At 60.0% G+C, this 13,322-nt stretch carries 12 protein-coding genes; 2 read left to right on the top strand and 10 right to left on the bottom strand.

Translation table 11 applies throughout. The annotated features are described in order from the left end of the window. Nucleotides 1-6: 6 nt before the first annotated feature. The 4 genes from VFW72_RS01180 to VFW72_RS01165 are packed head-to-tail and all read right to left on the bottom strand — an operon-like array spanning nt 7 to nt 1,625. Complete coding sequence (locus VFW72_RS01180) at nt 7-414, bottom strand: YqjK family protein (protein ID WP_329672429.1); 408 nt, start codon at nt 412-414, stop codon at nt 7-9. Beyond that, a complete protein-coding gene (locus VFW72_RS01175; RefSeq protein WP_329672428.1) occupies nt 411-830 on the bottom strand; it encodes a phage holin family protein in 420 nt (139 codons plus the stop codon). Before VFW72_RS01175 ends, VFW72_RS01180 begins: the two co-directional genes overlap by 4 nt. A 15-nt stretch (nt 831-845) precedes the next feature. Next, nucleotides 846-1,157, bottom strand: coding sequence for a DUF883 family protein (locus VFW72_RS01170; RefSeq protein WP_329672427.1), 312 nt, complete (start codon nt 1,155-1,157; stop codon nt 846-848). A gap of 21 nt (nt 1,158-1,178) precedes the next feature. After that, nucleotides 1,179-1,625, bottom strand: coding sequence for a universal stress protein (locus VFW72_RS01165; RefSeq protein WP_329672426.1), 447 nt, complete (start codon nt 1,623-1,625; stop codon nt 1,179-1,181). A 203-nt stretch (nt 1,626-1,828) separates the two neighbouring features. Between VFW72_RS01165 and VFW72_RS01160 the strand changes: the two genes are divergently transcribed. Further along, nucleotides 1,829-4,672, top strand: coding sequence for a valine--tRNA ligase (locus VFW72_RS01160; RefSeq protein ID WP_329672425.1), 2,844 nt, complete (start codon nt 1,829-1,831; stop codon nt 4,670-4,672). A 108-nt stretch (nt 4,673-4,780) separates the two neighbouring features. On the opposite strand, the gene VFW72_RS01155 is transcribed toward VFW72_RS01160, so the two are convergent. From VFW72_RS01155 to VFW72_RS01130, 6 genes are read right to left on the bottom strand one after another with little or no spacing between them, the layout of a single operon-like run. Further along, nucleotides 4,781-5,362 (bottom strand): shikimate kinase, encoded by a 582-nt coding sequence (locus VFW72_RS01155; RefSeq protein ID WP_329672424.1) that lies wholly within the window; start codon nt 5,360-5,362, stop codon nt 4,781-4,783. Between the two features lie 15 nt (nt 5,363-5,377). After that, nucleotides 5,378-7,675 carry a type IV pilus secretin PilQ gene (gene pilQ, locus VFW72_RS01150; RefSeq protein ID WP_329672423.1) on the bottom strand — a complete coding sequence of 766 codons (2,298 nt, stop codon included), beginning with the start codon at nt 7,673-7,675 and terminating at the stop codon, nt 5,378-5,380. Continuing rightward, nucleotides 7,672-8,211, bottom strand: coding sequence for a pilus assembly protein PilP (locus tag VFW72_RS01145; protein WP_329672782.1), 540 nt, complete (start codon nt 8,209-8,211; stop codon nt 7,672-7,674). The genes pilQ and VFW72_RS01145 overlap by 4 nt, the downstream gene beginning before the upstream one ends. Next, nucleotides 8,211-8,906: a type 4a pilus biogenesis protein PilO gene (locus VFW72_RS01140; RefSeq protein ID WP_329672422.1), complete on the bottom strand. Its 696-nt coding sequence runs from the start codon at nt 8,904-8,906 to the stop codon at nt 8,211-8,213. The genes VFW72_RS01145 and VFW72_RS01140 overlap by 1 nt, the downstream gene beginning before the upstream one ends. A gap of 10 nt (nt 8,907-8,916) precedes the next feature. Further along, nucleotides 8,917-9,567, bottom strand: coding sequence for a PilN domain-containing protein (locus VFW72_RS01135; protein WP_329672421.1), 651 nt, complete (start codon nt 9,565-9,567; stop codon nt 8,917-8,919). Next, a complete protein-coding gene (locus VFW72_RS01130) occupies nt 9,564-10,601 on the bottom strand; it encodes a pilus assembly protein PilM (RefSeq protein ID WP_414638759.1) in 1,038 nt (345 codons plus the stop codon). The genes VFW72_RS01135 and VFW72_RS01130 overlap by 4 nt, the downstream gene beginning before the upstream one ends. 299 nt (nt 10,602-10,900) lie before the next feature. On the opposite strand from VFW72_RS01130, the gene VFW72_RS01125 reads away from it, so the two are divergent. After that, a complete protein-coding gene (locus VFW72_RS01125; RefSeq protein ID WP_414638758.1) occupies nt 10,901-13,306 on the top strand; it encodes a penicillin-binding protein 1A in 2,406 nt (801 codons plus the stop codon). Nucleotides 13,307-13,322 lie beyond the last annotated feature (16 nt).

Below are 13,322 nucleotides of genomic sequence, written 5' to 3'. Positions count from 1 at the left end.
TATGGGCTATCGACCCTTGGACGGTGCGGACTTCTCTGTTGGTTCAGCGGAGGGCATCGATTCGGTCTCTGAATCAGAGCCTGCGCCAGAAGCGCTGCGCGCCTCAGCCTGCGCCATCCACCGCGACACCAAGGGCGCGACGCGTTGCCAGGTCCTCCACAAACCCCAGCCTCGGCTCAACAGAGAGACAGCCCCCTGTGGCCGCCACACCAGCAAAGCGGCGGCCGCCAGGCCCACCAAAATGGGATGCTTGCGCAACCAGCGCCCACCCTCTTGTGCCTTGTTGGCCGCCTGATTCACTGGAGCCAAGGTTCTTTCCAGTTGAACGGCCAACACTTCTCGCAGCACCGCACTGCGCTGTTGCAACAACAGCTTGCGGGTGCGCAGATCAACTTCTGGGGGCAAAGGCTTCATGCCTTGCTCCTGGGCATCATGGCCTCCCGATCGGCTTCCAGCTCCGCCAAAGTCGCCGCCAGCAAGCCATCCGAAGCGCGCGACAAGCGCCGCATTTGCCAGATGGACCCCGCACTCAATGCCGCGAACAGCAACGTCAGGCAACTCAGCACCAAGAGGCGGTGGGAATCCCAGAACACCACGGCCACCAGCACGGCAGCCGAAGCCAGAGCAAAAATGCCCAGCAAAATGGCCAGCGCCCCCCAGGCCATGGTGGCCAAAAGGCGCTGCTTTTCCTCTTCCAGTTCGGTTGCGGCCAGCGCCAACCGGGTTTGGAAAATCGCCATCAGGGTGGCCAGCAAAGCCCTCAATGAGGCCTGCATGCCAGCCAGTCCCGATGGCGGCGACGATGCAGCCTTGTCGCTCGTGTCAGTCATGCGCGAAAAAGATGATCATCGACGGCCAATGAGCATGCCCAGCAGCAAGCCCACCCCGGCGGCGATGCCGACCGATTTCCAGGGGTTCTCATGCACATAGCCATCGGTGGCCTTGGCAGCCGCTTTGGCACGGTCAATCACGGCTGCCTGGGTTTCCAGCAAACCGTTTTTGGCTCGCGACAGGCTGGCCGCCACACGATGGCGCAACTCCGAAACACCGGCGGAGGCGTCGTCGGCTGTGGCAGACAGCAACGCTTCGGCATCGGCCATCACCAACTGGAGATCGGCCATCAGCTTGTCCTTTTGGGCAGAAGTCAGCTCGCTCATGTCTCTTCCTTTCAACGTGGGTCAGTGAACAATCAGCAAGGGCAACTGGCTGTGCGCCAGCACGCTCTTGGTCAGGGAACCGTGAATCAGGGCGTCCAGACCATGGCGACCATGGGTGGCCATCACAATCAGGTCGCACTTCTGTCTTTGGGCCACATCGACAATCGACTGCTGAATGTTGTCGGTGATCATGAACTGCCCATCAAAGGTCACACCCGCCTGGGTGGCCTGCTGAGCGAACTTCTCCAGCACGGCACGGGCATGCTGTTCGCAACGCTTTTCGTGGTCTCGGAAGGTTTCCACATCGTACGCCACAGCAGCCTGATCCACCACCAGAACCGGCAGCGGAGGTTCGGCCATGAACCCGGTAATGGACGCCCCCAACATCTTGGCCAGACCAATGCTGTGGGTCATGGCGCGGTCAGACAACTCGCTGCCATCCACCGGCACCAGCAAATGTTCGTACATGGTCTCCGTCTCCTGAAAAGTCAATTGACTAAGTTCATCCTAGGCTTGGTGCGCCCCCCTTACAAGCCCCACATTCACAAAATTTGATCCACCGCAGGCTTTGAACAAGTGCAGATTCCTGTCTGCCACAGTGCCGACGCCCTCTAAAATCGAGGGTTCACGCTGAAATGACTGCGCACAGGGCGCGGCCAGAACGCCACACCATGACCGAACTCGCCAAATCTTTCGAACCCGGCCCCATTGAAGCCAAATATGGCCCCCAGTGGGAGCAACGTGGCCTGTACAAGCCCACGCTCGACGAGTCCAAGCCCTCTTTCTGCATCCAGCTGCCGCCACCCAACGTGACCGGCACGCTGCACATGGGCCACGCCTTCAACCAGACCATCATGGACTCGTTGACGCGCTACCACCGCATGAAGGGCCACAACACGCTGTGGATTCCGGGCACTGACCACGCCGGCATCGCCACCCAGATCGTGGTGGAACGCCAGCTGCAGGAAAAGGGCCAAACCCGCCATGACCTGGGCCGCAAGAATTTCGTGGCCAAGATCTGGGAATGGAAAGAGCAATCCGGCTCCACCATCACCCAACAGATGCGCCGCATGGGTGACTCGGTTTCGTGGGAGCACGAGTACTTCACCATGGACGACAAGCTGTCCAAGGTCGTGTCCGAAACCTTCGTGCGCCTGTACGAAGAAGGCCTGATCTACCGCGGCAAGCGCCTGGTGAGCTGGGACCCGATCCTCAAATCCGCCGTGTCTGACCTCGAAGTCGAAAGCGAGGAAGAAGACGGCTCGATGTGGCACATCCGTTACCCCATCGAAGGCAGCGATGAGACCTTGGTCGTGGCCACCACCCGGCCCGAGACCATGCTGGGCGACACCGCCGTCATGGTCCACCCCGAAGACGAACGCTACAAGCATTTGATCGGCAAGCTGGTCAAGCTGCCCATCACCGGCCGCCTGGTGCCTGTGATCGCTGACGAACATGTCGACAAGGAATTCGGCACCGGCGTCGTGAAGGTCACCCCGGCCCACGACACCAACGACTATCAGGTCGGCCAACGCCACAGCCTGCCCATGATCACCATCTTCACGCTGGAAGCGAAGGTGGTATCGCACTTGACCGAGATCCCCGAGGCCTACCGTGGTCTGGACCGCTTCGTGGCTCGCAAGGCCCTGGTGGCCCAACTGGAAGCAGAAGGCCTGCTGGTCGAGGTCAAGAAGCACAAGCTGATGGTGCCCCGTTGCGCCCGCACCGGCCAGATCATCGAGCCCATGCTGACCGACCAATGGTTCGTCGCCATGACCAAGCCTGGCGCGCAAGGCAAGTCCATTGCCGAGCAAGCCATTGAAGCCGTGGAATCGGGCGATGTGAAGTTCGTGCCCGAGAACTGGGTCAACACCTACAACCAGTGGATGAAGAACATCCAGGACTGGTGCATCAGCCGTCAACTGTGGTGGGGTCATCAGATTCCCGCTTGGTACGGCAGCAACGGCGAAATCTTCGTTGCTCGCAATGAAGACGAAGCCCGCACCCGCGCCAAGGCCGCCGGTTACGAGGGCGAGCTGACCCGCGACGAAGATGTGCTGGACACCTGGTACTCGTCGGCACTGGTGCCCTTCTCCACCCTGGGCTGGCCTGAGCAGACCAAGGAAATGGACTTGTTCCTGCCTTCGTCCGTGCTGGTCACCGGCTACGACATCATCTTCTTCTGGGTCGCCCGGATGATCATGATGACCAAGCACTTCACCGGCAAGGTGCCGTTCAAGCACGTCTACATCCACGGCCTGGTGCGCGATGCGCAAGGCAACAAGATGTCGAAGTCCGAAGGCAATGTGCTGGACCCAGTTGACCTGATCGACGGCATTGCCCTGGCCCCGCTGCTGGACAAGCGCACCACCGGCCTGCGCAAGCCCGAAACCGCACCCAAGGTGCGCAAGGCCACTGAAAAGGAATTCCCAGAAGGCATTCCTGGCTACGGCGCCGATGCCCTGCGCTTTACATTTGCGGCGCTGGCCAGCCTGGGCCGCGCGGTGAACTTCGACAGCAAGCGCTGCGAGGGCTACCGCAACTTCTGCAACAAGCTTTGGAACGCCACCAAGTTCGTGCTGATGAACACTGAAGGTCAGGACTGTGGCCTGGATTCGCACGTGCCCGGCCAATGCGCCGCCAATGGCTATCTGGACTTCAGCCCCGCTGACCGCTGGATCGTGTCGGAACTGCAGCGCGTGGAAGCCGCCGTGGAACAGGGCTTTGCCGAGTTCCGCCTGGACAACGTGGCCAACAGCATCTACCAGTTCGTGTGGGACGAGTACTGCGACTGGTACATCGAAATCGCCAAGGCCCAGATCAATGCGGCCAAGGACACCGGCAACGAAGCGGCTGCCCGTGCCACCCGCCGTACCCTGATCCGCGTGCTGGAAACCGTGCTGCGCCTGCTGCACCCCATCACCCCCTTCATCACCGAAGAGCTGTGGCAGGTCGTGGCGCCTGTGGCGGGCCGCAAGGCAGCCGGATCTGACGACACCATCGTGGTGGCGGCCTACCCTCAAGCCGACCTGAGCAAGGTCTGCGCCGAGTCGGATGCCTGGATGGCCAAGCTCAAGGCCATGGTGGGCACTGCACGTAACCTGCGTGCAGAGATGAGCTTGTCACCCGCCGAACGCGTGCCTTTGCTGACCACCGGTGACGCGGAGTTCGTCACCAAGGCGGCTCCCATCCTGAAGGCGCTGGGCAAGCTCAGCGAGGTCAAGGTGTTGGATGAGGCCGCCTTCGCAGAAGCCACCGCCATGGCTCCTGTGGCCGTGCAAGGCGATGCCCGCTTGGCCCTGCACGTCGAGATCGACGTGGAAGCCGAGAAGGCCCGCCTGAGCAAGGAAGTGGCCCGCCTGGAGGGCGAGATCGCCAAAGCCAATGCCAAGCTGGGCAACGAGAGCTTCGTGGCCCGCGCACCGGCCGCCGTGGTCGAACAAGAGAAGGCCCGCGTGGCCGACTTTGGTGCCACGCTGGCTCGCGTGAAGGAACAACTTCAGCGTCTGGGCTAAGGCACCGATGGGCCCAACATCGGTTGGGCCGCGAACAAAAAAGGGGATTCAACGAATCCCCTTTTTTTTACGCCTCAGCGGTCATTCCTCAGTGGCTATCCTCAGCGGTCATTCGCTGGCACCGCCATTGAATGGAGCCCCACCGCCAGATGGGCGCATAGCCGGCACCAAGCCCGCCATTTCGAGCTGCATCAAAATCATGTTGACCAAGGTTCCCACCGACGGGCGCCCCGTATCGACACTGTAGTGTGCCGTTTCCTCGTAAAGCGGATGGCGCTGCTGATACAGCTCTCGCAGCTTCGCCAAGGGGTCTGCCACCTGCAGTAAGGGACGCTGCGTGTCATGCCGCAAACGACGGTACAACTCATCGGGCGTCGAGCGCAAATAGACCACTGTGGTCCGGTCTTTCAGATGCCGACGGTTATTGGGTCGCAACACAGCGCCACCGCCGGTGGCCAATACGATCAACCCACCCGTGTGTGCCGTGAGTTCGTCGATCACGGCTTCTTCGTGGTCACGAAAGGCCGCCTCACCAAACTGCTCGAAATACGCGCGAATGGGCATGCCCAATCGCTCTTCCAGCACGGTGTCGGAATCAATGAAACGCGCGCTCAGGCGCTTGGCAAGCTGACGCCCGACGGTGGATTTTCCACCGCCGGGCAGTCCGACTAAAGCAACAACAGATGGCAAAGGTCTCTTACCCCATCAACGCAGGGCAGCTTTTTCAGATACCACCTTCGGCGTCAGGAAAATCAGCAACTCGGAACGCTTCGAGCTACGGATGTTGTTCTTGAACAAGTGCCCCATGACCGGGATGTCACCCAGCAAGGGAATCTTCTGCTCGGTCTGGTTTTCAGACTGCTGGAAGATACCACCAATGACCACGGTACCGCCGTTCTCCACCAGCACCTGGGTCTTCACGTGCTTGGTATCGATGGCGTAACCGGCAGTGGTCACCTGGCCGACACTGTCCTTGTTCACATCCACATCCAGAATGATGCTGCCCTCTGGCGTGATCTGAGGCGTGACTTCCAGCTTCAGGTTGGCCTTGCGGAAGGCAATCGAGGTCGCACCACTGGAGGTGGCCACCTGGTAGGGCAATTCGGTACCTTGTTCGATCAGCGCCTTGATCTGGTCAGCCGTGATCACACGAGGGCTGGAGACGATCTTGCCTCGGCCATCGGCTTCCAGAGCAGACAGTTCCAGGTTCAGTGCGTGGTTCACGCTGGACGTGAACAGCGAAATGCCCACGGTGGCCGGGTTGTAACCATTCAGGTTCGAGCCTGGCAGGTTCACGAAGTAGCTGTTGGGCACGTTGGCCGTGGCACCACTCAAAGGCTGACCGGTTTGCGCCACCACGCCTTCGTAGTTCCCACTGACACCCAGGTTCAGCTTGCCAGCGCCGCCGACCGAAGTCGCATTCGATGCCCCCAGGCGCACACCCAGAGTGCGACCGAAGGAATCTTCAGCCTCGACGATGCGCGCTTCGATCATGACCTGACGCGCAGCGATGTCGATCTTGGCGATCATCTGCTGGATTTCCTCCAGCTTGGAGGGGATGTCGTTGACGAACAGCTGATTGGTACGGGTTTCGTAGATCACGCTGCCACGCGGCGACAAAATGCGAGCATTCTGACCACCACCGCCACCGCCACCAGTTGTCGTCCCAGTGAGCCCCTTGGCAATTTCTTCGGCCTTGGTGTAGTTCAACTGGAAGGACTGGGTGCGCAAAGGCTCCAGCGAAGCCACCTGAGCCTTGGCTTCCAGATCGATCTTTTCCTTGGCGTTGATTTCATCCTTGGGCGCAATCCACAGCACGTTGCCGGACTTGCGCACGCCCAGACCCTTGGCCTGCAAGATGATGTCCAGTGCCTGATCCCATGGCACATCTTTCAAGCGCAGCGTGACGTTGCCCGTCACGGTATCGCTGGTCACCACGTTGAAGTTGGTGAAGTCTGCGATGACCTGCAGCAGCGCACGCACTTCGATATTCTGGAAGTTCAGCGACAACTTCTCGCCAGCGTAGCCTGGGCCTTGGGTCAGCTTGTTGGGGTCGACCTTGCGGGCGCGCAGTTCGAGCACGAACTGGTTATCACTCTGATAGGCCGAGTGCTCCCACTCACCATGGGGGTCCACCACCAGGCGAACGCGGTCGCCACTCTGGCTGACGGACACGGTATCGACCGGGGTACCAAAATCGGTCACGTCGAAGCGACGACGCAGGCGCTCGGGCAGAGTGGCGCGCACAAACTCAACCACCAGATTCTGGCCCTGCTGCTTGATGTCCACGCCGACCTGATTGTTGGGCAGATCGACGACGATGCGACCAGCCCCGTCTTGACCGCGACGGAAATCAATGTCTTTCAGCGCCAGGGGGTTGACATTCTGGTTCTCAGCGAACCGCACCGTGTTGTCGGCTGGCGCGGGCGACACCGCCGGCGCAGGAGCGGGAGCCGGCGCAGCGGCTGCTTTGGGCATCACAACCCCACCTGTGGAGGGAGCCACAACGCCACCACCGGCCACCACGCCACCGGTCGCGGCGGGAGCAGGCTGCGGCGCGGGCGCTGCCACACTGGGCATGGCCTTGGACGGCGACACCGCGGGGTCGAGCACAAGCAACAGTGCCTTGCCTTGCAGCTGAGCTTTGTAGTTGGTGGCTTGCCGCAAGTTCAACACCAGACGCGTCCGATCTCCGGCCTGCACCACATTCACGCTGCGCAGATTGCCTTGGTTGATCTCGACCGCAGGCTTTTTCAGCTGGCTGGTCACGCCGGGCAGATCAATGGCGATACGCGGGGGCGCTTGCACCACAAACCCAGCAGGAACGACTGGCAGAGCCTCACTGAGGTCAATGCGAATCACGTCCGACCCAGCCTGTTGTGAGCTGGTGATCGATTGGATGGCGGCAGCTGCCCAGGTCAGCGGCGATACCAACGACAAGGACAGGCCGGCCAAGGCAACTCGCCATACGTTCTTCATGCTGTACTCCTGCTTGATATTCATCGACCACTCTCCTGCAGCTGCAACGTGGTCGGGCGCTCGATCCATTCACCTGAAGCGTCCTGCACGATCTCGCGCAAAGTAATTTCCGTCTCGGAGATCTTCATGATCTTCCCGTAGTTCTGACCCAGATACTCGCCAGCCTTGACCTGATACAACAGGCCATCGACCTTGAGCAGCGCGTACTGAGTGCCCTGCTTGGACACACTGCCCACCATCGACATGCTGTCGAGGGGGAAAGCTTCCAACGGCTCTTTGCGCCGATTCAGCTCGCTGGCTACAGCAGAATTCGGCTGCCTGGCCTCTTGCTTGAGGGCTCCAGCCAATTTTTGTGAGCTGAAAGGCTCAACGCCATCCATGCCGGTATAGGCCTGAGGGTTGAACTTCAGGGGCAAAGACAAGGGGGTCACACTGGGTTGAACCTCATGCCGTTGCTGCTCCATCCAGGCGCGCAGCTCTTCCTGCTCGCCACCACAACCTGCCAGCGCCATGGTCGCCAGGGCGGCCACCAGCCAACGAGAACCATTGAGGGATTTCATCATTTGCTATCCCCTTTCTTCTTCTTGGCCTTCTCGGCTCGCATGGCATCGACTTCGGACTGATCCAGATACCGGTAGGTCCGCGCCGTGGCCTCCATGAACAGAACCCCGGTCGGGCCTGCATCCTTGCCCGACACATTGCCAACAACCAGGTTGTGCAAGGTCACGATACGTGACAGGTTTGCAATATCGGCTGTGAAGGCACCGATGTCGTGATACCGACCAGTGACGCGCACCGCGATGGGAAGCTCGGCGTAGTAGTCCTTGACCGACACCGACCCCGGACGGAACAACTCGAAATCCAGTCCTCGGCCCAAGCCTGCCTGGTTGATGTCGGACAGCAGCGCATCCATTTCGGCCTTGCCTGGCAACTGCTTCTCGAGTTGCTTGACGTACTCTTCGACCTGAATGCGTTGTTTGCGCAACTCACCCAGGTTGACGGCCTGGGCCACCTTGCTGCGATATTCTTCCTTGAGCTGTGGCTCACGGTCACGCTGCGCTTGCAGTTCGTCGTTCTGACCGGAAAGAAGCAGGAACCAGCCGGCCGCCACCACAGCAACCGCTGTGAAGAAGAAAGCTGTCAGCTTGGGCAGGATCGGCCATTGGCCGGGCTCGTTCGGGTTCAGCCCTCTGAACTGGTCCTGTGCCTCTGCGGCCCAGGCGTTCAAATCGAAGTTGATGTTCTTCATTGCCATGTCCGCCCCCTCAGGACTTCACCGCAGACGCGGCAGGGTTGGGTCCAGACGCAGCGCCTGCAGGACCGGACGCGGCCTTGCCGGGCGCCGACAGCTCCTGAGGACGCTTCAAGCTCAGACGCACGGAGAAGTCGAACAGACGTTTGGGGTCTCGCGCATCTTTGGACTGCAATGCTCGGGCCTTGATTTCCTGCAACTCAGGGCGTTCCAGCCACTCCGACTTGTATGCCGTGTTGCGGAGGAACTCAGACACGCGCTCGTTGGTCTGCGCTACCCCCGACACGAACACCGACTGGCCTTCTTGGCGAATCGAGCTCAGGTACATGCCCTCAGGCGTCTGGCGAACCAGTTCGTTGAGCAGGTAGACCGGCATATTGCGATCGGTTTGCAGGTCTTCCACCGAACGCTGACGAGCCTTCAAGGATTCGATTTCCGCCTTCAGAGACGACACGTCCTTGATCTGGTCTTCCAGCTTGTGGATTTCACCGCTCAGGAACTCGTTGCGCTCCGTTTGCGACGAAATCATCTGTTGCTGGACCATGTAACCCAGCGCCAGCACCACGACACCCACGGCCGCCGACGCACCCAAGCCAACAAAGAAGGCCTGCTTGCGCAGTCGGCGCTTTTCCTCGCGGTGAGGTAAGAGGTTGATCAAAATCATGCGAGGAACCTCCGCATGGCCAGACCGCAGGCCGTCAGGTAGGACGGCGCCTCACGGCGCAGCTTGCTTTCACGCACGGCAGAACCCAGCTTCATGCCGTCAAAGGGATTGACCACCATCGCTGCAAATCCAGTCAATTCGGTCACGCGGTCTTTCAACCCCGGCAACGTAGCGGTACCACCTGCCAGCATCACGTAGTGCACCTTGTGGTGAGGGGTACTGGTGAAGAAGTACTGCAGCGCACGGCCAATTTCCTGCGAGAGGCTGTCTACGAACGGCCCCAGGATGGTTTCCTGGAAGTCTTCGGGCAAGTCGCCTGCCAGCTTCTTCGTCTCAGCTTCCTCGAACGAGAAACCATACTGACGGGAAATCAGCTGGGTCAATTGCGCTCCACCGAAGGCCTGATCGCGGTCGTACAACAGCTCATTGTCGCGAAGCACCTTCAAGCTGGTCGTCTCAGCCCCGATTTCAAACAAGGCGATCAGCGCATCTTTGCCCTCGCCCGGCAAGCCCTGAACCAGGCGCTCCACGGCCAATCGAGACGCATACGATTCGATGTCCAGGATGGCAGGCTTGAGCCCGGCCGCTTCAGCCAAGCCCTGGCGATCTTGTACGCGGTCCTTGCGAGACGCAGCGATCATGACCTCGACATCCCCTGCCGAAGTGGTGCTGGGGCCAATCACGCAAAAGTCCAGGCTCACCTCGTCCAGAGAGAACGGAATGTACTGGTTGGCCTCCGCCTCCACCTGCATTTCCATTTCCTCTTCACGCAAGCCGGCCGGCAGCATGATCTTTTTGGTGATCACCGCAGACTGAGGCATCGCCATGGCGACGTGCTTAGTCCGGGTTCCGCTCTTTTGAACCACCTTGCGAACGGCCTCGGCCACTTCATCGAACTTTTCGATCTGGCCCTCCACAATCCAGCCCTTTTCAAAGGGCTCGGACGCAAAACGGTCCACCACGTATTCGCCAGACGCCGTCTGACTGAGTTCGACCAGCTTCACGCTCGATGAACTGATATCCAGTCCAATCATCGGCGGATGCCCTCGGCCCAAAAGCGTGTCAATAAAGCTCACACCATCCTCCATGCGCCCCACAAGACGCAGGAACGTTAATAAATCGGTTCAATGCTATCAGCAAAGGTTTTGTGTCAGAAGCCGAGTAAAGCCGGATAAATCCAGCCTACGTTGCGCCTTCCACACGGGTTACAAGGAGTTTCAATACAACCCGCCAAGACCTCAGGCACGTCACCACTCCACGTATTGCGACGTAGATTCAGGCAGTATCGGCACTTGGGTTTCTATAATTAACCCTTCATTTTTCCCGACCCCTCATGAGCGACGCCAACCCAGCCCACAGCACCAAGAAGTCCTCCCGCTTTGCTGCCTGGGGAGCCCAGCACTGGTGGATGCGATGGGTGGTCAAACCCCTGATCGTCCTCATGGGGCTTGCCGTCGCTGGCGCAGCCGCGATTGTGCTGATTGCCGGCATTGGACTGTCTGTGGCGTACCCCAACCTGCCTGAGGTCAACGGACTGACAGACTATCAACCGAAAATGCCGCTGCGGGTTTACTCGGCAGATCAGGTATTAATTGGCGAATTTGGGGAAGAAAAACGTCAGTTTTTACCCATTCGACAGATCCCGAAAGTGATGCGGGATGCCGTTCTGGCGATTGAAGACGCCCGTTTTTACAAGCACGGCGGGGTTGACTACATCGGGGTGCTGCGCGCCGGGCTGGCCAACTTTGGCGAGTCGCGCAGCCAGGGTGCCTCCACCATCACCATGCAGGTGGCGCGCAATTTCTATTTGCCAACCGAGAAAACATTTACCCGCAAGATCTACGAGATCCTGCTGGCCATGAAGATCGAGAGCCTGCTGAGCAAGGACCAGATTCTCGAGCTTTACATGAACCAGATTTACCTGGGGCAACGCGCCTACGGGTTTGCAGCCGCAGCAGACACCTACTTTGGCAAACCACTGAAAGACATCAGCGTGGCGGAAGCCGCGATGCTCGCCGGCTTGCCAAAGGCGCCATCTGCCTACAACCCGATTCGCAACCCCAAGCGGGCCACCGTTCGTCAGCAGTACATCATCGACCGGATGTTCGAAAACGGCTTCATCACGGCCGAGCAGCGTGATGCAGCGAAAGCCGAGCAATTGAGCTATCGAACCAAGGCCCCCATCCCCATTCACGCCGAATATGCCGCCGAAGCCGCCCGTTTGCTGATGCACGAGCAGTATGGCGCTGACGCCTACACCCGCGGCATCAACGCCTACACCTCGATCAACATGACCGAGCAAATGGCTGCTTACAAAGCCTTGCGCAAAGGCCTGCTCGACTTCGATCGTCGCCAGGCCTGGCGCGGACCGGAAGCCTACATCGACCTGCCGACCGATGCCCGTCAGATGGACATCCGCATCGCGGAAGCCCTCGAAGACCACCCCGACAGCGACAACATCATTGCTGCCGTGGTAATCGACACCGACCCGAAAAGGCTGGTGGCCACACTGCAATCGGGCGAGCAGATCGTGCTGACCGGCGACGGCCTCAAGGCCGTTGGCAATGCGCTGACCGACAAGGCACCACCGAAGCAGCAGATCCGCCGCGGAGCCATCATCCGCGTCATGCTCGACAAGGAAAAAGGCAAATGGCAGGTCGTGCAGATGCCTGAAGTCGAGGGGGCGTTCGTGTCGATGGACCCCCGCACTGGCTTGATCCGTGCCATGGTGGGTGGGTTTGATTTCTATCGAAACAAGTTCAACCATGTGACGCAAGCCTGGCGTCAACCCGGTTCGAGCTTCAAGCCATTCATTTACTCGGCTGCGCTCGAAAAAGGCTTCACTCCTGCCACCGTGGTCAACGATGCTCCCCTGTTTTTTGATGCCGGCACCACGGGCGGACAACCTTGGGAGCCCAAGAACTACGATGGCAAGTTCGAGGGCCCCATGCCTCTTCGCAAGGCCCTGGCCAAATCAAAGAACATGATCTCGATCCGAATCCTGCGCTCGATCGGCGCAAAGTATGGCCAGGAGTGGATCACGCACTTTGGCTTCGAAGCAGATAAGCACCCCGCCTACCTGCCCATGGCCCTGGGTGCCGGCTCGGTCACCCCCCTGCAAATGGCCGATGCCTACGCCGTGTTTGCCAACGGGGGCTATCGAGTCAACCCCATGCTGGTGACCCGCGTCACCGATACGCGTGGACACTTGCTGGCTCAGTACCGCCCCACTCCGCTGGATGAATCCATGCGCACCATTGACGCGCGCAATGCCTTCGTGATGAGTAGCCTGCTACAGGAGGTGACCCGCTCGGGTACCGCTGCACGCGCCCAAGCCACCCTCAAACGCCCTGACCTGTACGGCAAAACCGGCACGACGAATGACTCGATGGATGCCTGGTTTGCCGGCTACACCGCCCACAATGTGGCGGTGGTGTGGGTGGGCCACGACCAACCCCGCAAACTGGGCGACCGCGAAACCGGTGGCGGGCTGGCTTTGCCCATCTGGATCGACTTCATGGGCGTGGCCCTGCGCAATGCACCGATCGAAGAACCGGTTCCACCCGAAGGGGTGGTCAACATTGGCGGCGAATGGTTCTACGAGGAATACACCTCGGGCACCGGTGTTCGCGAACTGGGGCCGGACTCTGACGGAGCCTCGGGCCACCCACCCGCACCGAGCAGCGAGGAAGAAAAGAAGGGCATCCTCGATCTGTTTGGCGGTGGCAAGCCAAACTGATCAACGCCGCACCGCT

This window comes from Aquabacterium sp. (assembly GCF_036273115.1).
Classification (GTDB): Bacteria; Pseudomonadota; Gammaproteobacteria; order Burkholderiales; family Burkholderiaceae_C; genus Aquabacterium.
This window is presented reverse-complemented; position numbering and strand designations above follow the sequence as displayed.

Coding starts and splice junctions, on each gene's coding strand:
- VFW72_RS01180 (WP_329672429.1), bottom strand. CDS start 414: ATGAAGCCTTTGCCCCCAGAAGTTGATCTGCGCACCCGCAAGCTGTTG.
- VFW72_RS01175 (WP_329672428.1), bottom strand. CDS start 830: ATGACTGACACGAGCGACAAGGCTGCATCGTCGCCGCCATCGGGACTG.
- VFW72_RS01170 (WP_329672427.1), bottom strand. CDS start 1,157: ATGAGCGAGCTGACTTCTGCCCAAAAGGACAAGCTGATGGCCGATCTC.
- VFW72_RS01165 (WP_329672426.1), bottom strand. CDS start 1,625: ATGTACGAACATTTGCTGGTGCCGGTGGATGGCAGCGAGTTGTCTGAC.
- VFW72_RS01160 (WP_329672425.1), top strand. CDS start 1,829: ATGACCGAACTCGCCAAATCTTTCGAACCCGGCCCCATTGAAGCCAAA.
- pilQ (WP_329672423.1), bottom strand. CDS start 7,675: ATGAATATCAAGCAGGAGTACAGCATGAAGAACGTATGGCGAGTTGCC.
- VFW72_RS01145 (WP_329672782.1), bottom strand. CDS start 8,211: ATGAAATCCCTCAATGGTTCTCGTTGGCTGGTGGCCGCCCTGGCGACC.
- VFW72_RS01140 (WP_329672422.1), bottom strand. CDS start 8,906: ATGGCAATGAAGAACATCAACTTCGATTTGAACGCCTGGGCCGCAGAG.
- VFW72_RS01135 (WP_329672421.1), bottom strand. CDS start 9,567: ATGATTTTGATCAACCTCTTACCTCACCGCGAGGAAAAGCGCCGACTG.
- VFW72_RS01130 (WP_414638759.1), bottom strand. CDS start 10,601: ATGATTGGACTGGATATCAGTTCATCGAGCGTGAAGCTGGTCGAACTC.
- VFW72_RS01125 (WP_414638758.1), top strand. CDS start 10,901: ATGAGCGACGCCAACCCAGCCCACAGCACCAAGAAGTCCTCCCGCTTT.